Source organism: Taklimakanibacter deserti, assembly GCA_003574785.1.
Genome location: QORU01000015.1, coordinates 151,736 through 171,673, shown reverse-complemented (window position 1 = coordinate 171,673; position 19,938 = coordinate 151,736). Strand labels below are relative to the sequence as shown.

General features: G+C 63.5%; 21 protein-coding genes. 11 read left to right on the top strand and 10 right to left on the bottom strand.

Going from position 1 to position 19,938, the window contains the following annotated elements; all coding sequences use genetic code 11:
- The first annotated feature begins 89 nt into the window (after positions 1-89).
- The 10 genes from DS839_RS28210 to DS839_RS28165 all read left to right on the top strand — a co-directional run bounded on the left by DS839_RS28210 (position 90) and on the right by DS839_RS28165 (position 9,389).
- Positions 90-1,250, top strand: a complete 1,161-nt coding sequence (locus DS839_RS28210) for a transporter substrate-binding domain-containing protein (RefSeq protein WP_119273847.1) — start codon at positions 90-92, stop codon at positions 1,248-1,250.
- Complete coding sequence (locus tag DS839_RS28205) at positions 1,247-1,846, top strand: ANTAR domain-containing response regulator (RefSeq protein ID WP_119273846.1); 600 nt, start codon at positions 1,247-1,249, stop codon at positions 1,844-1,846. The genes DS839_RS28210 and DS839_RS28205 overlap by 4 nt, the downstream gene beginning before the upstream one ends.
- Positions 1,847-1,869: 23 nt before the next feature.
- Positions 1,870-3,405, top strand: a complete 1,536-nt coding sequence (locus DS839_RS28200; protein WP_119273845.1) for an ABC transporter substrate-binding protein — start codon at positions 1,870-1,872, stop codon at positions 3,403-3,405.
- Positions 3,406-3,471: 66 nt separating this feature from the next.
- Entirely contained in the window at positions 3,472-4,365 is an 894-nt protein-coding gene (locus tag DS839_RS28195) for an ABC transporter permease subunit (RefSeq protein WP_119273844.1), read from the top strand.
- Positions 4,366-4,367: 2 nt separating this feature from the next.
- Complete coding sequence (locus DS839_RS28190; protein WP_119273843.1) at positions 4,368-5,408, top strand: branched-chain amino acid ABC transporter permease; 1,041 nt, start codon at positions 4,368-4,370, stop codon at positions 5,406-5,408.
- Positions 5,398-6,123 carry an ABC transporter ATP-binding protein gene (locus tag DS839_RS28185; RefSeq protein ID WP_119273842.1) on the top strand — a complete coding sequence of 242 codons (726 nt, stop codon included), beginning with the start codon at positions 5,398-5,400 and terminating at the stop codon, positions 6,121-6,123. Before DS839_RS28190 ends, DS839_RS28185 begins: the two co-directional genes overlap by 11 nt.
- Positions 6,120-6,839 (top strand): ABC transporter ATP-binding protein, encoded by a 720-nt coding sequence (locus tag DS839_RS28180; protein ID WP_119273841.1) that lies wholly within the window; start codon positions 6,120-6,122, stop codon positions 6,837-6,839. Before DS839_RS28185 ends, DS839_RS28180 begins: the two co-directional genes overlap by 4 nt.
- A gap of 22 nt (positions 6,840-6,861) precedes the next feature.
- On the top strand, positions 6,862-7,851 hold the full coding sequence (locus DS839_RS28175; protein ID WP_119273840.1) for an acetamidase/formamidase family protein: 990 nt from the start codon (positions 6,862-6,864) through the stop codon (positions 7,849-7,851).
- A 166-nt stretch (positions 7,852-8,017) separates the two neighbouring features.
- Complete coding sequence (locus DS839_RS28170) at positions 8,018-8,614, top strand: LysE family translocator (protein WP_119273839.1); 597 nt, start codon at positions 8,018-8,020, stop codon at positions 8,612-8,614.
- 28 nt (positions 8,615-8,642) lie between these two features.
- Positions 8,643-9,389: a response regulator gene (locus DS839_RS28165; RefSeq protein ID WP_119273838.1), complete on the top strand. Its 747-nt coding sequence runs from the start codon at positions 8,643-8,645 to the stop codon at positions 9,387-9,389.
- Between the two features lie 90 nt (positions 9,390-9,479).
- Here the strand turns inward: DS839_RS28165 and DS839_RS28160 are convergent, their stop codons facing one another.
- From DS839_RS28160 to DS839_RS28125, 8 genes are read right to left on the bottom strand one after another with little or no spacing between them, the layout of a single operon-like run.
- A complete protein-coding gene (locus DS839_RS28160; protein WP_119273837.1) occupies positions 9,480-10,364 on the bottom strand; it encodes an amidohydrolase family protein in 885 nt (294 codons plus the stop codon).
- Complete coding sequence (locus tag DS839_RS28155) at positions 10,361-11,464, bottom strand: vWA domain-containing protein (protein WP_119273836.1); 1,104 nt, start codon at positions 11,462-11,464, stop codon at positions 10,361-10,363. Before DS839_RS28155 ends, DS839_RS28160 begins: the two co-directional genes overlap by 4 nt.
- The gene (locus DS839_RS28150) at positions 11,461-12,327 is read right to left on the bottom strand and encodes an AAA family ATPase (RefSeq protein WP_368911963.1); all 867 of its coding nucleotides are present in this window, start codon (positions 12,325-12,327) and stop codon (positions 11,461-11,463) included. Before DS839_RS28150 ends, DS839_RS28155 begins: the two co-directional genes overlap by 4 nt.
- Entirely contained in the window at positions 12,320-12,628 is a 309-nt protein-coding gene (locus tag DS839_RS28145) for an EthD family reductase (protein WP_119273834.1), read from the bottom strand. The genes DS839_RS28150 and DS839_RS28145 overlap by 8 nt, the downstream gene beginning before the upstream one ends.
- Positions 12,629-12,649: 21 nt before the next feature.
- The gene (locus DS839_RS28140; RefSeq protein ID WP_119273833.1) at positions 12,650-13,651 is read right to left on the bottom strand and encodes a xanthine dehydrogenase family protein molybdopterin-binding subunit; all 1,002 of its coding nucleotides are present in this window, start codon (positions 13,649-13,651) and stop codon (positions 12,650-12,652) included.
- A 1-nt stretch (position 13,652) separates the two neighbouring features.
- Positions 13,653-15,020, bottom strand: a complete 1,368-nt coding sequence (locus tag DS839_RS28135; protein ID WP_119273832.1) for a xanthine dehydrogenase family protein molybdopterin-binding subunit — start codon at positions 15,018-15,020, stop codon at positions 13,653-13,655.
- A 9-nt stretch (positions 15,021-15,029) separates the two neighbouring features.
- Positions 15,030-15,518, bottom strand: coding sequence for a (2Fe-2S)-binding protein (locus DS839_RS28130; protein ID WP_119273831.1), 489 nt, complete (start codon positions 15,516-15,518; stop codon positions 15,030-15,032).
- Positions 15,515-16,324, bottom strand: coding sequence for an FAD binding domain-containing protein (locus tag DS839_RS28125; RefSeq protein WP_119273830.1), 810 nt, complete (start codon positions 16,322-16,324; stop codon positions 15,515-15,517). The genes DS839_RS28130 and DS839_RS28125 overlap by 4 nt, the downstream gene beginning before the upstream one ends.
- Before the next feature lie 178 nt (positions 16,325-16,502).
- On the opposite strand from DS839_RS28125, the gene DS839_RS28120 reads away from it, so the two are divergent.
- The gene (locus DS839_RS28120) at positions 16,503-17,144 is read left to right on the top strand and encodes a GntR family transcriptional regulator (RefSeq protein ID WP_119273829.1); all 642 of its coding nucleotides are present in this window, start codon (positions 16,503-16,505) and stop codon (positions 17,142-17,144) included.
- Between the two features lie 33 nt (positions 17,145-17,177).
- On the opposite strand, the gene DS839_RS28115 is transcribed toward DS839_RS28120, so the two are convergent.
- Both DS839_RS28115 and DS839_RS28110 read right to left on the bottom strand, forming a co-directional pair.
- Positions 17,178-18,380 (bottom strand): sugar ABC transporter permease, encoded by a 1,203-nt coding sequence (locus DS839_RS28115; RefSeq protein ID WP_162918858.1) that lies wholly within the window; start codon positions 18,378-18,380, stop codon positions 17,178-17,180.
- Positions 18,373-19,929 carry a sugar ABC transporter ATP-binding protein gene (locus tag DS839_RS28110; RefSeq protein WP_119273827.1) on the bottom strand — a complete coding sequence of 519 codons (1,557 nt, stop codon included), beginning with the start codon at positions 19,927-19,929 and terminating at the stop codon, positions 18,373-18,375. Before DS839_RS28110 ends, DS839_RS28115 begins: the two co-directional genes overlap by 8 nt.
- Positions 19,930-19,938 lie beyond the last annotated feature (9 nt).

The window sequence follows — 19,938 nt, the reverse complement described above, 5'->3', positions numbered from 1 at the left end:
ACTATTCCAGACAGATAGTGTGGCGATGAAGCCCCGGGAGTTTGAGCCCGCGGGCTTTTTGTTTTTTAAGCCGACCGGAAGGAAAGCGCATGAAAGGCAGGCACAGGCTCGGTCTTCTTTTCTCGATCACCGGACCCTATGCCACGATCGGCCAGGCGATGCTGAACGGTGCCTTGCTCGCCATCGATGAAGTCAATGCCGGCGATGCCTTCCCCTTCACGCTCGAACCCAGCATCGCCGATCCGGGCGGCGCCTTGAGCGCCTATGCACGGCTCGCCAAGTCGATGCTCATCGATGAGGGCCTCGTCCATGTCATCGGCTGCTACACCTCGTCCAGCCGCAAGGAAGTGCTGCCCTATTTCGAGAAATATGACGGGCTGCTCTGGTATCCCTCGCATTATGAAGGCTTCGAGAGCAGCGAGAATGTCGTCTATACCGGCGCCTCGCCCAACCAGCACATCGTGCCGCTCGCCGATTTCCTGCTCAAGCGCTACGGCAACAAGGCCTATTTCGTCGGCTCGAACTACATCTGGGCCTGGGAAAACAACAAGATCATGCGCGAGGCGGTGCTGGCTTCGGGCGGCAGCGTGCTGGCCGAGCGCTATGTGCCGGTGGGCGACGTCGATCACGATTCGATCGTCCGGCAGATCCTCGATTGCCGCCCGCATTTCATCTTCAACACGCTGATCGGCGATTCGGCCTATGCCTTCTTCCGCGCGCTGAGAAGGGCGGCGAAACGCGCACGTCTCGACCAGCCGCGCGACATGCCGGTCGCGAGCTGCAGCCTGTCCGAGCCCGAGCTCGCCGAAATAGGACCGGAGGCCGCGGACGGCCATATCAGCTCATCGGTCTATTTCGAAAGCATCGACACGGAGGCCAACGCCTCCTTCGCGCGCGCCTATCGCCGCCGCTTCCCCGGTCAGCGCGCGACATCGGCCGATGCCGAGGCCTCCTATAATGCGGTCCATCTGCTCGCCCGCGCCCTCAAGGCGGCCGGCGGCGAGGACATGCCGGCCGTGCGCTCGGTCCTCTCGCATGTCGAGTTCGACGCGCCGCAGGGCCCGGTGCGCATCGACAGCGACAACCGGCACAGCTATCTGACGCCGCGCATCGGCGTTTCCAATAGCAAAGGCGGCTTCGACATCATTTTCGCGGCAAGCCAGCCGATCAAGCCCGATCCCTATCTGATCTGGGACGATGTCCGCCACGAGCGGGTGCCGCGCCCGGCCCATCTGAGGATCGTCAAATGACGCGGCCGGTCCAGAATTTCCGCGGCTGCAGCGCTCTCCTGGTGATGGCCGAGGACCGCAATGCGCAATCGCTGAAGGTCACACTCGGCAAGCTCGGCATCATACCCACTCATTTCGACCCGCAAGGCTCGCCCGCCGACCTCAAATCCAGCCTGGCAGCGGCCGATATGGCCTTCATCGACACCGACATGCTCGATGCGCAATTCGTGTCCGCAATCGCGGGGCTGGCCTTGCCGGTCGTCGCGGTCATCGGCATCGAATCGCCGAGCCGGCTGCAGCGCGCCTTCGACATCGAGCCTTCGGCGGTGCTGATGAAGCCGGTGCGCTCGAACGGCGTCTATACGGCGCTCTATTTCGCCTTCAACGAACGCCAGCGGCGCCAGCAGCTGCTCGGCAAACTGTCGACGATCCAGGAGCGCCAGGGCGCACGGCGTATCGTCGTGAAGGCCATTCTTCAGCTCATGCAGGGCTTAGGACTCAACGATGAGGAAGCCTATCGGCATCTCCGCAAGGAAAGCATGAGCAAGCGCATTCCAGTCGAGGAGCTCGCGGCGCAGATCCTGAGCACGAGCGTGGATAAGAAGACCAGAGCATGATGGGAAACAGGAAAGGGACAGACATGGCTGACAAGAAATTGGACGACACAATTCTCCCCGTGGAGACCACAGCTGACGGTGAAATTCTGGCCGACCGGCGCACCGTCGTCAAAGGCATCGTCGCGGCAGGCGTCGGCGCGGCGGTGGCGCTGCCGACCTATCTCCGGGATTTCGGCGGACCGGCGAGTGCCTTCGCGCAGTCGGGCGATCCGGTTAAGCTCGGTTTCATCGAGGATGAATCGGGCAATCTCGCCGTCTACGGCCTGCAGAAAGTCCATGCCGCGCAGCTCGCGGTCAAGGAGATCAACGAGGGCAAGACCCTCAAGGGCGCGCCCAATATCGGCGCCGGCTTCCTGGGCGTCGAAGGCCAAGTGGCCAAGAAGCCCCCGATCATCAGCAAGGAAGGCACCAAGCTCGACGTGGTCGATGCCGGCGGCGACAAGTCGGTGACCGACCTCGTCTATGACGAGGATGACGACATCCTGATCGATTCGGGTGAGAAGGGCATATTGGGGCGCGAATTGCAGCTCCTCAAGGCCGACGGGCAGAGCAACAACGCGGTGTGGCAGCAGCTCGCCCGCAAGCTCATCCAGGAAGACAAGGTCGATGTGCTGGTCGCGGGTTTCGCCTCGGCCGAGCGCGAGGCGATCCGTCCGATCGTCGATCAGGCGAAGCAGCTCTATTTCTACACCAACCAATACGAAGGCGGCGTCGCCGACGCCAATACCTTCTGCACGGGCCCGGTCTGCGAGCAGCAGGTCATCCCGACGGTTCAGTACATGGTCGAGAAATTCGGGCCGAAATGCTACACCATCGCGGCCGACTATAATTTCGGCCAGCTGACGGCCGCCTGGACCAAGGCCTACATCCCACTGGTCGGCGGCGAGATCATCGGCGAGGAGTTCATCCCGCTCTCGGTGTCGGAATTCAGCCAGGTCATCGCCCGCATCCAGCAGGCGAAGCCCGACTGGGTGATGACGCTGCTCGTCGGCCAGAACCACCACAATTACTATCCGCAAGCCGCGGCCGCGGGCCTCAAATTCCCCATGGCCTCGACCGTGAACATGGCGCAGGGCTACGAGCACAAACGCTTCGCGCCGCCTTCGCTCGCCAATATGCACAATGCCATCCAGTATCAGATGGAAGTGCCGACGGCGCGCAACCGCGCCTTCGTCAAGCGCTGGATGGAGATGTTTCCGGACGACCAGTATATCGGCGAGATGGCGCAGAACACCTATTTCACCGTCCATCTCTATGCCAAGGCGGCACGCCTTGCCGGCACGACCGAGCAGGAGAAGGTCAGGCGCTGTCTGGAGCTCGGCTGGAATATCGAGGCGCCGGAGGGCAGCGTGTTCCTCGAGCCCGGCACGCATCATTGCGCCCATCCCATCCGCCTCGCTTATTGCGACGAGAACCACAATGTGAGCTTCGTGCGCGACTGGCCGATGATCCAGGCCTGGTGGCTGCAGCGGCTCGGCGTCAACCTGGTCCGCACGCCGGAATTCAAGCAATACACGCCGGACGAAGATCCCTATTTCAAGATGTTCGGAAAGGCCTAAGCTCTTGAAAGCGGAGCTCCTTCGGGAGCTCCGGCCGCTCCTCGTCACTTAAGGCCTTACGCGTCCATGGATCTTGTCGGTCTGATCGCCAGCATCTTCTACCAGCTCGGCACGAATGCGGCCTTTCTCCTACTGTGCGCGTTGGGCCTCATCGTCATCCTCGGCATGATGAACATCATCAACCTCGCCCATGGCGAGCTCATGATGATGGGCGCCTATGTCGCCTCCTTCGTCTATCAATATGGCGTGCCCTTCTGGCTCGCCGCCATCATCAGCTTCTTCGTCGTCGGCGTCTTCGGCGCGCTCCTCGAGCTTACCATCATCAAGCGCTTCTATGGCCGCGAGCTCGGCGCGCTCGTCGTCACCTGGGGCATCAGCCTCATCCTGTCGCAGGGCTTCCTCCTGCTGTTCGGGCCCTTCATGCCGCCGATCCAGATCCCGGGCGGCAATTTCGCCCTCGGGCAATATTCCTTCTCGCTCTATTGGATCGCCATGTTCATCGTGGCGATGCTGCTGATCGTCGCCCTGTGGTGGCTCTATAACCGCACCGAGATCGGGCTTCAGGCCCGCGCCACCATGCAGAACGCCACCATGGCGCGCGCCCTTGGCGTCGATACGAACCGCATCTACACGCTGACCTTCAGCCTGGGCGCGGCACTTGCCGGCCTGTCCGGCGCGCTCCTCGCGCCCACCACGTCGATCATGCCCTTCATGGGCCAGCAATTCGTGGCACCCGCCTTCATCACGGTGGTGGTCGGCGGCGCCACCAATGTCATCGCCGGGGCGCTCGGCTCAAGCGCGCTGCTGTCTGTCGTCAAGACGCCGATCGGTTTCTATTTCGGCGCGTTCCTCGGCACCGTCGCTTTGCTGCTGGCGGCTCTCATCTTCATCCGCCTCCTGCCCGACGGCATCTCGGCGGCGATCCAGCGCCGGCTCGATCTCCGGCACAGGATGCGCTGAGCATGGAGAGAATCCTACGCCTCCTCAACGGCTCGGAAGATATCGGGCGGGGCCTGCCCTACTGGGCGATCTTCGCCGCCGTGCTGGCGCTGTTCATCGCGGTGCCGCTCTATCTCTCGGAATTCGCCGCCTATAATGTCTCCTTCTATCTGCTCAACATTCCCATGGCGCTGGGCCTGTGCATCCTCTGGGGCTATTGCGGGACCTTGAGCTTCGGCCAGGTCGCCTATTTCGGCGTCGCGGGCTACGCCTATGGCATCATCGCCGGCAACCTGATCAACCATCCCCTGGGCACGCTCATCGGCAGCATCGGCGGCATCATCGCCGCGATGGTGCTCGCCGGCATCTTCGGCTATTTCGTCTTCTTCGCGCGGGTCCAGACCTGGATCGTGCCGATCCTCACCTTGGTTCTGACCCTGCTGCTCGAGACCTTCCTCGGCCAGACCGCCGGCTATCAATGGCGCGTCGGCACGGTGCAGCTCGGCGGCTATAACGGCATGACGGGGATCCCGAGCTTCCAGCTCGGCTCCTATGTCTTCTCGGGCTATGCCTTCTTCTACTTCGTGCTCGCCATCGTGACGGTGAGCTATCTCCTCTGCCGCGCCTTGGTCAATTCATCCTTCGGCAAGGTGCTGCTGGCGATCCGCGAAGATGCGCTCCGGACCGAGACGCTGGGCTACGACATAAGAGTGCGGCAGTGGATCGCCTTCGTGCTGGCGGCAGCCCTCGCGGGCCTCTCCGGCCTTCTCTATGTGCAGTGGGGCAATTACATCACGCCGAGCCAGGTGGGCCTCCTCGCCGCGGCGCTGCCGGTCATCTGGGTGGCGGTCGGCGGACGCGAGAAGCTCCTTGCCGCGGTGATCGGCACCTATGCGCTCAACTGGATCAACTACAAGCTCTCGTCCTCCGGCAATCAATACGCGCTGGTGATCACCGGCACGCTGCTCGTCGCGGTGATGCTGTTCTTCCCGCGCGGCCTTGTCGTCTCGCTCTTCGATCTCGTCGCCAGGATACCGGCGAAGCGGAGGGCGCATGGCGAATAGCGCTTCCCTCATCGTCGAGAATCTCAACAAGCGCTTCGGCGGCGTGGTGGCGACCGACAACGTCTCCTTCGCCCTCGATCCCGGCAGCATCCAGTGCATCATCGGCCCCAATGGCGCCGGAAAATCGACCTTCTTCTCGCTCCTCGCCGGTATCCAGAAGCCGGACAGCGGACGCATCGTCTTCAACGACATCGACATCACCCGCATGCTACCGGCCGCGCGCGTGAAGCGAGGCCTGGGGCTCACCTTCCAGACCAACCGCGTGTTCCATGATCTGAGCGTCAGGCAGAACCTGCAGATCGCCAAGGCGGCCGGCGCGGACAACGGCAACAAGGTCAAGGACGACCGCTATCTCCTGGCGCTCGAGCGCTTCGGTCTCGACGCCGGCGATCACACACGCGCACGCAACATCCCGCATCATCAGCGCCAGTGGCTCGAGATCGTCATGGTGCTCGCCTGCGGCCCCGATCTCCTGCTGCTCGACGAGCCGACCGCCGGCATGTCGCCGCAAGAGACCGGCAGCACCGCGCGGACCTTGCGCGAGCTCAACCAGACCGGGCTCACCCTCGTCGTCGTCGAGCATGACATGGCCTTCGTGCGCGACATCGCCCAGCGCGTCACCGTGCTGCATCAGGGCCGCATCTTCGCCGACGGCCCGCTCGAGGAGGTGACCCGCCGCCAGGATGTGCGCGACATCTATCTGGGGAGGAAATGACCGTGGCGGCCCTCCTCACAGCCAAGGCCCTACGCGCCGGCTACGGCGCCGGCGACGTGCTGCAGGGCATCGACATCGAGATCGCGACCGGCGAGATCGTGGCGGTGCTCGGCCGCAATGGCGTGGGCAAGAGCACGCTGATGAAATCGCTCATCGGCATATTGCCCCTGCGCAGCGGCGCGATCGATTATGGCGGCCGCAACCTGGCGAAGGAGAGCGCCGACAGCCGGGCGCGGCAGGGCATCGGCTATGTGCCGCAGGGACGCGAGATCTTCCCGCATATGACGGTGGAAGAGAATCTGCGCATGGGCCGCCTGATCCGGCGCGACCGCGACAAGGCGGAGGCCGTGCGTGCCGATGTCTATGGCTATTTCCCGTTCCTCAGCGAGCGGGGCGCGCAACGCGCCGGGACATTGTCGGGCGGCCAGCAGGAGATGCTCGCCATCGCGCGAGCGCTCAATGGCGATCCGGCCCTGCTTCTTCTCGATGAGCCGAGCGACGGTGTCCAGCCCTCGATCGTCCAGGAGATCGGCGATTTCCTGGTGAAGCTCGTGGCCGAGCGCGCCATCGCCGTCCTCATCGTCGAGCAGAATATCGACCTCATCCAGAGCGTCGCCGGCCGCGCTTTCGTGATGGACAAGGGCCGCTTCGTCGCCGAGCTCGACAGGGCGAAGATCCAGGACACGCAGACGCTCAGTCACCACCTTTCAATTTGAGACATTCGATCAGGAGGCAAAGATGGGTAATTGGCTGCAACAGAGCTACATGGCACGCAAGGGTGTCGCCCGCGGCAAGGCCGGCAAGACGCATGAGCTCACCGTCGCGAAGCAGGGCAAATATCACTATGTCTATGGGCCCTACGCCGAGCCCGTGCTCGCGATCGAGCCGGGCGATATCGTGGTGGCCGAAACGCAGGATGCCTTCGAAGGCGCCATCAGACACGAAAGCGACAAGCCGACCGATGTCCTGCATATGCCTTTCCTCAACCCCCAATGCGGCCCGATCGCGGTCAAGGGTGCGGAGAAAGGCGACGTGCTCTGCGTCCATATCCATTCGATCAAGCCGCGCGGCCCGCAGCCCGTCGGCACGACGGCACTCATCCCGGAATTCGGCGGCCTGGTCGCGACCAACAACACCGCCCTTCTCAACCCGCCTCTGCCTCAGAAGGTGAAGAAGATGGAAGTGACCGAGAAGGGCATCAAGTTCAATTCCAAGATCACGCTGCCTTATGAGCCCTTCATCGGCACGCTCGGCGTCAGCCCCGAGATCGAGGCGGTGACGTCGCTGCAGCCCGATTACTGGGGCGGCAATATGGACCTGCCCGATGTCTGCCCGGGGGCGGTGGTCTATTTCCCGGTGCATCACAAGGATGCGTATCTCTATCTCGGCGACTGCCATGGCACGCAAGGCGACGGCGAGCTCTGCGGTGTGGCGGTCGAGATCCCCTCGACCACGACGGTCCAGGTCGATCTGATCAAGAAATGGCAGATCGCGTGGCCCCGACTCGAGAATGAGAAATTCATCATGACGATCGGCAGCACCAGGCCCATGGAGGACGCGGCCCGCATCGCCTATCGCGAGCTCATCCACTGGATGGTGAGCGATTACGGCTTCGACCAGTATGAGGCCTATTTCCTCCTCACCCAGGCGGGCCGCGTGCGCCTCGGCAACATGGTCGATCCCAAATACACGCTGGGGGCCTCCATCCTGAAGAGCTATATCGGGTAGAAGGTCGCCGAATTTCGCCCGTTGCAAGACCCCCATCCGGCGCTGCGCGCCACCTTCCCCCGCTTCGCGGGAGAAGGAGGGATGACGAAACTGGCGCGATTACCGCGGGGTAATTGCGGCGGGGAGAAAGCGCCAGCATCGTGCCGTTCGAGGAGAGAATTCTCGAATGGACGACATGCTGCTCGGACCCCTGGCTCTGTTCGCTTTGGCCATGTGCCTGACACCGGGGCCCAATGTGGTGATGATCACGGCGTCCGCGGCCAATTTCGGCTTCCGCCGCGCCATACCGCATATGCTGGGCATCACCATCGGGTTCGCCTTGCTGATCATGGCGTCGGGCCTGGGCCTTGCCGGCCTGCTCAAGGCCGAACCGCGCTTGCATCTCCTGCTCAAATATGCGGGCGCCGCCTATCTGCTCTACCTCGCCTGGCGCATTACCCAGGCCGGCACCGCCTCGCCAGGCTCGGCGCGCGCCAAGCCCATCGGCTTCATCGAGGCAACGCTCTTCCAATGGATCAATCCCAAGGGCTGGGTGACCGCGATCGGCGCGCTTGCCGCCTATTCCAGCATCGGCGGCAATGCGCTGCAGGAGACCATCGTCATCGCCAGCGTGCTCGCGGCGGCCTGCCTGCTGTCGGTCGTGCTGTGGGCGGGATTCGGCGTGGCGATCGGGCGCTTCTTGAGTCATCCGCTGATGCGCCGGAGCTTCAACGGGGCGATGGCCGGCCTGTTGGTGATCTCCCTCATCCCGGTCTTCTGGTGACAGGGCTCGCGCATGCTATATAGGCCGGATGACCGCCGCCATCCGCATCCTCATCGTCGATGACGAGCCGCAGATTCAGCGCTTCCTCAAGCTCGGGCTCGAGGCCGGCGGCTTTGCCGTGAGCGCCGCCGCGACGGCCGCCGAGGCGATCAAGGCGATCGCCCAGTCGGCGCCCGATCTGGTGCTGCTCGATCTGGGCCTTCCCGATCTCGACGGCAAGGACGTCATCCGCCAGACGCGCGCCTTTTCGCAAGTGCCGATCATCATCGTCTCGGCGCGCGACCGCGAGTCGGAGAAGATCGAAGCGCTGGATCTCGGCGCCGACGATTATGTCAACAAGCCTTTCGGCATCGGCGAGCTTCTGGCGCGCATCCGCACGGCTTTGCGCCACCACAATCCCGCCGGCAAATCCCTGCCCGTCCTCGATCACAACGGGATCACGCTCGATGTGCCGAACCATCGCGTGACCAAGAACGGAACCGTGCTGAAGCTGACGCCGAAGGAGTTCGACCTCCTGGCGCTTCTCATGCGCAATGCCGGACGCGTCCTCACCCACCGCCAGATTCTCACCGCCATCTGGGGTCCGGCCCATGCCGAGGACATGCAATACTTACGCGTGCTGGTCGGCCAGTTGCGCGGCAAGCTCGAAGACGACCACGCCAATCCGCGCCTCATCCAGACCGAGCCCGGCATCGGCTATCGGATCGCGGTGGAGGATAGCTCTCACACGCAATCTCCCTCAGTCCGTCATCCCGGCGAAAGCCGGGATCCATAAATTCTCTTCGCGCGAGCAGCGCCGCCCGCATTGCGCCTATTCAGGGGATCCCGGCTTTCGCCGGGATGACGGAAGTGGGGAGCAATGACGTCAAATGCGATAGATGCGTTTCGCCGTCCCGGAAAAAATCTTCTCCTGCACATCCGCGGGATGATCGGCGAGCGCCACGCGATGCGCCTGAATGAGCTCGCCATAGCTCGACCACAATTTCTCGATCGGGAAATTCGAGCCGAAGAGGCAGCGCTCGGCCCCGAACAGCGCGAGCGTCTCGCGCGCAATGTCGCCGATGAGCGTCGCATCGACCCTATGGATGAAGGTGCCCAGCCCTGAAAGCTTCGAGACGATATTGGGCTCATCCGCGAGCCTCTTCATCCCGGCGCGCCAGGCCGCCCAGCCCTCCGCCGACAGATCCTCCAGCATGCCGGCGTGCTGGAGAATGAAAGTCATCGCCGGGAATTCTCGGGCAAGCTCGGCCGCATCCGCCATCTGGCCGGCGAAGACCTGGAGATCGAAGCTCAGGCCATAGCCGGAGAGATGAGCCAGGTTGCGCCGGAAGCGCGGCTCCGTCATCAGGTCGGGCTTCGCCGCGAAGCGATATTGCGGATTCTCATGCCAATGGAGCTGCATCCTGACGCCGCGCAGCAAGGGATAGCGCGCCAAGCGATCGAGTGCGGGCCGGACGTCCTCCACCGTGAGATCGACATAGCCGACAATGCCGTGGGGCCAGCCGGTCTCATCGGCGGTCTTCTGCACCCAGGCCACTTCCTTCTCGAAATCCTCCTTGGCCCAGTTGGCCTGGACATAGACCGATTGCGCGACGCCCAAACCCGCAATGTCGGCGAGATATTCGCCGATCGGATAGTCGCGCCGGATCGGCTCATAGGGGCCGAAGATGCGCGGCAGCATCGGGCCCACGAGCCAGGGCAGATCCTGCTGGCGCCAGATATGATGATGGGCGTCGACGATCCCAGTCATGAAGGTGAGCCTATGCGCAAAGTGTGGTCGACAAGGCTCGAAAGCGAGCCGCCATTGCCGAGCTGATCGAGGAATTTGAGAATGTCTTTCAGCGCCCGCGTCTCGGGCCGGAAGCGCGGATCGGCGGCGAGCGGCGTCAGCCAGGCGAGATACCAGGCCCGGCGCCTGATGCGCGCGACCGCCTCGCGCATCGGCTTCGGATCGCCGCGCTCGAGCCCATCGGAGAGGACCAGCACGACGGCGCCGCGCAGCAAGGACGCGTAACGCGGATCGGCCATGAAGGCGGAAAGCGCCGGCCCGATACGCGTGCCGCCATCCCAGTCATCGACTATCGCCGCGGCACTTTCGAGCGCACGCGCCGGATCGCGGTGCTTGAGCGCCCGCGTGATACGGGTCAGGCGCGTGCCGAAGGCAAAGCTCTCCACCTTGTCCGCCATCTGGGTCAGCGCATGGGCATAGCGCAAATAATCGGCGGTGTGCGCTTTCATCGATCCCGATATGTCGATCAGGAGGACGATCGGCCGCTGCAGGGACTTGCGCTTTCCGCGCATCAACCGGATGACATCGCCGTCATGCTCGACCACACGCCGCATCGAGCGGCGCAGATCGAGCGCGTCGCCCTTCTTGTCCGGAATTTTGCGGAAGCCGAGTCGTCGCGGCAGGGCGCCGGGCCCCTCCTTCTCCAGCCGGCCGACCGCCTGATCATCCGGCCCGGCATCGAACTGCCGGATGCCCAATATCTCTTGCGCCGTCGCCGCCTTGCCGGAGCGATTGGCGCCTTCGATCTCGGGCGGTTCCCGGCGCTGCTCGCCCTTGTCCTTCACGGCTGCGTCTTCTTCCGGCAGGCTCTTCGCCGCCGAGGCGACGGCGGCCACTTCGAAGAAGAAGGCATGGAAGAGTGCCTCGAACTCGGCGTGCCGGTCGGCGGGCGGCGCCAAGGTCGCATGCGCCGCGTGGCGGATGCTTTCGATCGACTTCGGTCCGAGCAGGCGCACGGCGCCCAGGAACATCACCACCTGCTCATGGGCGAGCGGAAAGCCGTGCGCACGCAAAGCCTGAGTGAAATCCACGAGGACCGTGACGGCGCGCGGCAGCTTCATGAGGCGCAGGCCTTGGCGAGAAGCGTGTCGAGTTCACCCCGCACCAGATTCAAATCTTCCTCGTCCTTGATCGCGACGCCGATCGCGCGGCGGAAGGCCTCGGGCCAGCGCCCGCTGCCGCTTTCGAGGAGGGTCGCCGCATGGGCCCATTCGATCGCTTCCGATATTCCGGGTGCCTTGGCGAGCGGCAGGCGGCGCAGGCCATTGACGGCGGCGACGACCGCTTGCGCCGTCTTCTCCGCCACATCGGGCGCCCGCATCATGATGATGCGCGCTTCCCGCTCGGGCTCGGGATAGGCGATCCAGTTATAGACGCAGCGCCGCCGCAAGGCCTCGTGCAATTCGCGCGTGCGGTTGGAGGTGAGGATCACGGCGGGCGGCGTCCTTGCCTTCAGCGTGCCGCGCTCGGGGATCGAGATCTGGAAATCGGACAGGAATTCGAGCAGGAAGGCTTCGAACTCATGATCGGCGCGGTCGATCTCATCGATGAGCAGCAAGGTCTCGGCCGGGCTTTTAAGCGCCCTAAGCAAGGGCCGCTCGATCAGGAACTCGTCCGCATAGAGATCCGTGTCCTGGTCGCGGCGCAGGCTCAAAAGCTGGCGGGCATAATTCCATTCATAAAGCGCGTGGCCCGCATCGATGCCTTCATAACATTGCAGCCGCACCAGATTGCGGCCGAGCGCCGCGGCGAGCGCCTTGGCGGCCTCGGTCTTGCCGACGCCCGGCATGCCTTCGAGCAGCAAGGGCTTGCCGAGCTCGAGCGCGAGATAGGCCGCGATGCTTAAGCTCTCGCCGGCGAGATAACTCTCACGCTCGAGGCGCTGAGCCAGAACTTCGGGCGATGGGGCTCTGTCGTCAGACAAAGACTTTCTCTTCGACCAGGAAATGGAAACGGCTGGCGCAATGGGACGCCGCATCGCCGCCCGCGGCCTTGCCGGCATCCGTCGCCATCGCCGCGAGCCGCGCCTCGGCATCGTCGAACCACATCTCGCTCACCGCATCGTAAGGATTGTCGGGATTTTCCTCCCTGGCGACATTCATGCGATAGCCGCGCAAACCGGGAAGCTTCTGCGCCAGCTTCGGGTGCTCGGCCTGCGCCCAGTTGCGGAACTGGTCGAAGCTCAGATCGGGATGGCGCTTCATCAGGGACATGACTTTCAGCATTCAGTTCTCCTCTCGATAGGATCAGGCATTCAAGGCTTGAATGCCGCGCAGAACCTTTTCGGGCGTGATCGGGAGCGAATCGACACGCACGCCCACCGCATCGAAGATCGCATTGGCAATGGCCGGGATCGGCGAATTGGCCGTCATCTCGCCCACGCCCTTGGCGCCGAAGGGACCGTCCGGCGCGGGGCGCTCGATGATGACATTCTCGAAGCGCGGCAGGTCGCCAGGCCCCGGCATCAGATACTGGTTGAAATCCACAGGACCATGCGAGCGGTCGGGATAATAGGGCTCGGTCGTCTCATAGAGCGCATGCGACAGGCCCATCCAGGCGCCGCCGATGATCTGCTGCTCGACCATACGCGGATTGAGCGCGCGGCCAACCTCATAGGCGCTCTTCAGTTCCAGCACCGTGACCTCGCCCGTCTCGGTGTCGACCTCGACCTCCGCCACGGTGCAAGCATGGGCATAGCTGGTGGCGGGCGTCATCGTGCCGGTCTCGGGCTCGGGGTATGAGCGCGGCTGCAGGAAGATGCCGCGGCCCGAGATCGTCTTGCCATGCTTGAAATGCGCCGCGAGCGCCGTGTTGAGCACCGAGATCGATTTCTGCGGGCTGCCCTTCACCTGGATGTTGCCTGAGCCGTCGGTCTCGAGATCGCCCGAATCGACCTCGAGCTCTTCCGCCGCCACTTCCAGCATCACCGCTTTCGCCTCCTTGGATGCCATGATGATGGCATTGCCGATGCGATGGGTGCCGCGCGAGGCGAAAGTGCCCATGCAATGGGGACCGGTATCGGTGTCGGCCGTGTCGATGATGACATTGTCGGTCGGCACGCCCAGCGTCTCGGCGCAGATCTGCGCCATCACCGTCTTCAGGCCCTGGCCCAGATCGACGCTCGACAGCGTCGCGATGAAGCTTCCGGTCGTCGTCGCATGGACGAGCGCCTGGGAGGGATCGCCGCCCAGATTCATGCCGGTCGGATAATTGACGGAAGCCATGCCGCGGCCGCGTTTCTTCGCCATGTCACGCCTCCCGCTTTTCCGACGACATCGCCTTGTAGCGATCGCCGATCGGCCAGTGCGCCAGATCGGCCGCCGCCTTGACGCATTCGACGAGCGCCGCACCCTCCACTTCCTTCCGATGCGCCTTCATGTCGCCGTCGCGATAGGCATTGAGGATGCGGAATTCCATCGGATCCATGCCGATGAGGCGGGCGAGCTTGTCCATCTGCACTTCGAGCGCGAAATCGCCAATGGTGACGCCGAAGCCGCGCATGGCGCTCGACGGCGTGCGGTTGGTATAGACGCAATGGCAGTCGACCCAGACATGGGGGATCGTATAAGGCCCCGGCATATGGGCCGCCGCCTTGGTCGTGCCATAGGGCGAATGGCGCGAATAAGCGCCGGCATCGACATAGAGTCTCACTTTCCGCGCCAGGATGCGGCCATCTTTCATGACGCCGTCCTTGATATAGATGCGCTCGGCAGCACGCGGCGACGAGACCTGCATTTCCTCCTCGCGCGTATATTCATATTTGACCGGACGCCTCGTCAGCATGGCGCTCAAGAAGGCGATCGGCTCGGTGATGACGTCGACTTTGCCGCCGAAGCCACCACCGACCGTGCCCCCGATCAGGCGCAATTTGTGGAAGGGCGAATTCAGGATCAGCGCCGAGTTGTCGAGGGTGAAATAGAGCGCCTGGGTGTTGGAATAGCAGGCATAGCGCTCGTTCTGGTCGGGCACGACGATGCAGCCCGTGGTCTCGGTCGGCGCATGCTCGATGGGCGAGGACTGGTACAATTCCTCGATGACGTGATCGGACTTGGCAAAGCCTTCATCGACATTGCCGAAGCGCACGCGCCGGCAGTGATGGCCTTCATAAGTGAACCAGTTGCGGCCATGATATTCGTTGACCAGCGGGGCGCCTGGCTTCAGCGCCTCCTCGACATCGAAGACCGCCGGCAGTTCCTCGTAAACGACCTTGACCTTGGCCACGCCTGCAAGTGCTGCCTGCTCGCTTTCGGCGAGGACGGCGGCGATCTGCTCGCCCTTGTAGCGCACCTTGTCGAAAGCGAGCACCGGCTCGTCATTGGGCTCGACCTGGATCAGGCACAGGATCGTGTAGATGTTCTGCGGCACGTCCTTGGCGGTCAGGATGCGCACCACGCCCGGCACTTTCAGCGCCTTCGACACGTCGATCGACTTGATGCGGGCGTGATGATGGGGGCTCCGCACCATCTTGAGATGAAGAAGCCCCGGGAAGGTGCGGTCGGCATAATATTGCGTCTTGCCGGTCACATGGCCCAGCACATCGGAACGCTGGCGCGTCACCCCGACCTCGGTCAGGTCCTCCCGGCGCGCGTCGCTGAAATATTCCTTGCGATATTCCATGGGTGCTCCTCACGCGCTCTTCTTCTTGCCGCGCAATTGCTCGGCCGCCGCCAGCACGGCGGCGATGATCGGCTCATAGCCGGTGCAGCGGCAGATATTGCCCGAGATCGCGTCGACGACGTCCGCGCGGCTGGGATTTGGTTTGCGATCGAGCAGTGTCTTGGCGGCGAGGATCATGCCGGGCGTGCAGAAGCCGCATTGGGCAGCAAAGCCTTCCATGAAAGCCTGCTGCAAAGGATGGAGCGCACCATCGCTTGTAAGGCCTTCCAGCGTCGTGACCTCTTTTCCCGTGCAGCGCTCGGCCAACGTCAGGCAGGAAAGGCGCGGCTCGCCGTCGATGATCACGGTGCAGGCGCCGCAGGTGCCCTGATGGCAGCCGGCCTTGGTGCTGTAGAGACCGAGCTTGCTCCGCAACGTCGACAATAATGTCGATCCCCCCTCGATGAATTCGTTCTGCTCCTGGCCGTTGAGCGTGAATTGAACGGCGACCTTGGTCATGCGGCCTCTCCCAGCAGGCGCTTCAGATGAACGGGGGCGATCTCACGCCGATACCAGGCCGTGGCATAGGCATCATCGGCCGGTGCTGTGCCTTCGGCGACGGCTTTCGCCGCCGCTTCGATCGACGTCTTGTCGAGCGCCTTGCCTTCGAGCGCCAATTCGGCTTTGCGGGCTCGCACCGCATGCGGCGCCATGGCGCCAAGCGCGATGCGCGCGCTTTTGATCTTGCCGGCTTTGCGGGGCGTGAACGTCGCAATAGTGACGACCGATGCGCTCACCGGCTTGCGGCGGACAATCTTGGTGTAGCGAAAGTCCTTGGCATCGGGCAAAGCGAAGGAGACCCCGGTCACGAACGCGCGGACGAGCTTCTTGCGCTGCGCAAGGAATGTCTCGAGCGGAAGCTTCCGTGCAGCCTTGCCGTCATGAAGAGCGACTTCGGCATCGAGCGCCAAGAGCGCCACCGCCATGTCGCCATAGGGGGCCGGGGCGAAGAGATTGCCGCCGATCGTCGCCATGGCCCTGACCGCCGGGCCGCCAATGGAATTGGCGACGGGATGGAGGAATTTGAGGCGGCGGTCGCGGGCGATGCTCGCCATGGTGACAAGCGCGCCGAGCGTCACTTTCTTGCCCTTCACCTCGATCCGGTCGAGGCCGAGCCCATCCACGATGATGAGGGGATTACCGATACTATCGCCGTAATTGAGACCGGCGACGGCAAGCGTGCCGCCGGCAATGACGGTTCCGCCTTTGGCCTGCAATCCCGGGACGGCGCGCGGCTGCCTGGCCGCCAAGAGTGTCGCGGACATCTAACCTCCCATTTTTGTTGGCGCGTGATCTGATCGGAAAACCGGTGGATGGCCGGGTCAAGCCCGGCCACAAGCTTTTCCGGATCACGCGCTGGGCCAGTTGGCGCTTTCCAAGACGCGTCCGGCCCGTTATTGTGCGCAAAGCCTATTCTATCGATTATCAATAATCAATCCCGTTATGCTCGACCCCGCAAAAGAATCCGCCTCTTCGCTCAGCGACCGCATCCGCAAGACCCTCATCGAGCGGATCGCCACCGGCCATTATCAAAGCGGCGAGCGCCTCATCGAGATGAAGCTCGCCGAGGAATTCGGCACCAGCCAGTTGCCCATTCGCGAAGCCTTGCGCGATCTCGAAATGGCGGGCCTCGTCACCAGCAAGCCCCGGCGCGGCTCCTTCGTAAAACCTTTCGCCGCGAGCGCGCAGCGCGAAATCTATCTGGTGCGCGGCGCGCTCGAAGAGGCGGCGGCTCGTCTCGCCACGGCGGGCCTCGCACACGATGTCACCATCCTGCAAAGCGAGGTCGACGGCATGCGTGCCGCGGCGCGGGCCCATGACATCGAGCGGATGATCGCGCATAGCGTCCAGTTCCACCGCATCATCGTCGCTGCGGCGGGCAATGAGCTATTGCTCAAATTATGGGACTCGCTCCATCTCGAGATCCATACGCGCGTGACCTTGTCGGAGCCCGGCATCGATTTCATGAAGGCGGCGGAAAGCCATCAGCCGATTGTCGATGCCATCAAGGCGGGCGACGTCGAGCGCGCCTGCCGCCTGTCGCGCGAGCACCAGGCCTATTTCGAGCACCGGTTGAATGTGTGAGCCTGACGCATGACTCGGAACGCGCTCGGAAACTCAGCTCAGACGACTGCGGCTGCGGCTCAAATGATCGAGCGCCACCGCGAGCAGCAGCACGATGCCCCGCGCCGTGTCCTGGAAGAAGGGGGCGACATTCATCAGGCTCATGCCGTTATTGAGGCTCCCCATCAGCAGTGCACCGACCAGGGCGCCAAGGATGCGGCCGCGGCCGCCGGATAGCGCGGTGCCGCCGATGATCGCGGCGGCAATGGCGTCAAGCTCGAGGAACAGGCCGGCACTGCCGGCCACCGCTCCACCGACGCGAGCGGTGAGCGCGATGCCGGTTATCCCATAAGCGAGGCCGGCGATGACGAAATTCCAGAAGATGACCTTCTTGATGTCGATGCCGGCGAGCCTTGCGGCTTCCGGATTGCCGCCAATGGCATAGAGCTGCGCGCCGTAGCGGGTGCGGCGCATCACCAGCTCGGCAGCCAAGGCGCAGACGGCCACGAGGAGAACGAGATAGGGAATACCCTGCCAGGATACGACAAAGAGCGTCGCCAGCACCGCGATCGCGACGGGGACCGCGGTTCTGGCAAAGACGGATTGCGGATGAGCGACGACGCCCAGCCTATAAGCGCGGCGGATTTCGAGCCAGCGAGCGATGAGGAAGACGAGCGCTGTGACAATCACCAGGATGATCGACGGAACGACCGGCAGAAAGGCCGTCGCAAAACGGGTGAGCGGCCGCGGCAAGGATGCGATTGTGGCACCATTGGTGACGATCATGGAGAAGCCGCGGAAATAAAGCATGCCCGCCAGTGTCACGATGAAGGAGGAAACACCGATCCTGGTGACCCAGAAGCCTTGCCAGGCTCCCATCAGGATGCCGGCCGCGAGGCCTGCAGCCACGGCCAGCAATGGCGAGTAGCCATATTGCCCGGCGATCATGGCCAGGACGACGCCCACCAGGGCGACCGCCGACCCGACCGAGAGATCGAAATTGCGCGTCACGATCAGCATCACGGCGCTGATCGCGGCCAGGCTCACGATCGATGTTTGCAGGGCAAGGAGAACCAGGTTGCGGGGGGTGAGGAAAATGCCGCCGGTTGCGAAATAGAAGAACAGCCAGATCGCAACGAGAATGAGCAGCAGCATGGATTCCCGCAAGCTGGAGAGCGGTAGCGATGCCAGCCAGCGCGCTGGTGTCGCCGGCTCGTCCGGCTTTGTCTTCGACACGGCAAGCCCTTGATCAGACACCGGCGGCCATCCCGAGAATCCTCTCTTCGGTCAATTCGCTTCGCTCGATTTCGCCGACGACCGCTCCCGCCCGGAGCACGATCACCCGGTCGCAGATATCGACAAGTTCCTCGGCATCGGTCGATGCAATGAGGATGGCGCGGCCTTCGGCAGCGAGCCCAGCCCATACACGCTTGATCTCGCCGCGCGCCCCGATATCGACACCACGTGTCGGGTCGACCAGGATGAGAATGCGTGAATCAGCGGCAAGCCAGCGCGCCACTTGCACCTTTTGCTGATTGCCGCCGGACAGGGTCCGCAGCTCGGTCGCGATCGATCGCGTTTTGATATCGAGCCCGGCGACGAGGCTTCCGGTCCTTTGCCGGGCCCATCCGTCGTCGATGACGCCATAGGGTGATATCCGCGCAAGACTGGCCAGCATCGTATTGTCATGGACGGAATGGTCCGGCATCAGGCAATCACGGCGGTCCTGCGCCATGAAGCCAATGCCGAGGCCGACCGCTGCCGTGGGATCGTCAATGGTCACTTGGGCGCCTTCGATGGCAACCGAACCGCCGCGCTTTCCCGGCCAAGCGCCGTAAAGAGCGAGGGCCGCCTCGACGCAGCCCGATCCCACCAGGCCGAACAATCCGAGGATCTCGCCCTGCGCGAGCGTGAAGGAAATGCCGGCGACACGCTCGCGATCGCCCCTGTCGACATCATAGACGCGCAGATCATCGACGGCGAAGACGGCATGGCGATCGGCGACCCTCTCCCTCTCGACCTGCGTCACCGCGCGGCCGACCATGTCGGCGATCACCATCGAGCGCGTCGCGTCACGCGTTGCATAGAAGGCGCTGATGCGGCCGTCGCGCATGACGACGATGCGATCCGAGACGGCGAATACTTCGGCAAGCCGGTGGCTGACGAAAATGATGGCCACACCGCGCTCCGCCAGAAGCCGCATGCGGTCGAACAATCTCTGAGCTTCGCCTTCCGTCAAAGCGGCGGTCGGTTCATCGAGAATGAGCAGATCGACCTGCTTCGACAGAGCGCGCGCGATCAAAGCCAATTGCTGGGTGGCGAGATCCAGCATCTTCATCGGCTGCCCCGGATCGATATCGAGCCCGAAGTCGCGCAACGCCTTCTTCGCCTTTGCCAAGCGCAAAGGCTGATCGAGCAGTCCCCATCTGACAGGCTCGGCATTCAGGAAAAGATTTTCGGCCACGGAAAGCTCGGGCGCGACGTTGATTTCCTGGGCGACGAGGGCGACACCTGCTGCCTCGGCTTCGGCGATACTTGCGGGAGAATAGGACCTTCCGGCAAGCGTGATGCTGCCCGAATAGCTGCCGGCCGGATGCAGACCGGCGAAGATCTGGATGAGGGTGGACTTGCCGGCGCCGTTCTGGCCGAGAAGGGCTAAGATCTCGCCCGGCTCGATGACGAGACTGACATCATCGACCGCGACGACGCCGGGAAATCGCTTCGTCAAATGTTCGGCGGTGAGCGCAGCGCGGCGGGAGTCATCACCTCGGGCGTGATGATCTTCCCGCTGCTGCTGCGCGCCCATTGGCCTGAT

Bases quoted from the DNA above. Each gene is read 5' to 3' on its own strand.
- DS839_RS28110 (WP_119273827.1), bottom strand. From the start codon at position 19,929: ATGGGCGCGCAGCAGCAGCGGGAAGATCATCACGCCCGAGGTGATGAC.
- DS839_RS28200 (WP_119273845.1), top strand. From the start codon at position 1,870: ATGGCTGACAAGAAATTGGACGACACAATTCTCCCCGTGGAGACCACA.
- DS839_RS28175 (WP_119273840.1), top strand. From the start codon at position 6,862: ATGGGTAATTGGCTGCAACAGAGCTACATGGCACGCAAGGGTGTCGCC.
- DS839_RS28195 (WP_119273844.1), top strand. From the start codon at position 3,472: ATGGATCTTGTCGGTCTGATCGCCAGCATCTTCTACCAGCTCGGCACG.
- DS839_RS28160 (WP_119273837.1), bottom strand. From the start codon at position 10,364: ATGACTGGGATCGTCGACGCCCATCATCATATCTGGCGCCAGCAGGAT.
- DS839_RS28125 (WP_119273830.1), bottom strand. From the start codon at position 16,324: ATGTCCGCGACACTCTTGGCGGCCAGGCAGCCGCGCGCCGTCCCGGGA.
- DS839_RS28145 (WP_119273834.1), bottom strand. From the start codon at position 12,628: ATGCTGAAAGTCATGTCCCTGATGAAGCGCCATCCCGATCTGAGCTTC.
- DS839_RS28180 (WP_119273841.1), top strand. From the start codon at position 6,120: ATGACCGTGGCGGCCCTCCTCACAGCCAAGGCCCTACGCGCCGGCTAC.
- DS839_RS28210 (WP_119273847.1), top strand. From the start codon at position 90: ATGAAAGGCAGGCACAGGCTCGGTCTTCTTTTCTCGATCACCGGACCC.
- DS839_RS28135 (WP_119273832.1), bottom strand. From the start codon at position 15,020: ATGGAATATCGCAAGGAATATTTCAGCGACGCGCGCCGGGAGGACCTG.
- DS839_RS28155 (WP_119273836.1), bottom strand. From the start codon at position 11,464: ATGAAGCTGCCGCGCGCCGTCACGGTCCTCGTGGATTTCACTCAGGCT.
- DS839_RS28205 (WP_119273846.1), top strand. From the start codon at position 1,247: ATGACGCGGCCGGTCCAGAATTTCCGCGGCTGCAGCGCTCTCCTGGTG.
- DS839_RS28165 (WP_119273838.1), top strand. From the start codon at position 8,643: ATGACCGCCGCCATCCGCATCCTCATCGTCGATGACGAGCCGCAGATT.
- DS839_RS28170 (WP_119273839.1), top strand. From the start codon at position 8,018: ATGGACGACATGCTGCTCGGACCCCTGGCTCTGTTCGCTTTGGCCATG.
- DS839_RS28190 (WP_119273843.1), top strand. From the start codon at position 4,368: ATGGAGAGAATCCTACGCCTCCTCAACGGCTCGGAAGATATCGGGCGG.
- DS839_RS28185 (WP_119273842.1), top strand. From the start codon at position 5,398: ATGGCGAATAGCGCTTCCCTCATCGTCGAGAATCTCAACAAGCGCTTC.
- DS839_RS28130 (WP_119273831.1), bottom strand. From the start codon at position 15,518: ATGACCAAGGTCGCCGTTCAATTCACGCTCAACGGCCAGGAGCAGAAC.
- DS839_RS28120 (WP_119273829.1), top strand. From the start codon at position 16,503: ATGCTCGACCCCGCAAAAGAATCCGCCTCTTCGCTCAGCGACCGCATC.
- DS839_RS28140 (WP_119273833.1), bottom strand. From the start codon at position 13,651: ATGGCGAAGAAACGCGGCCGCGGCATGGCTTCCGTCAATTATCCGACC.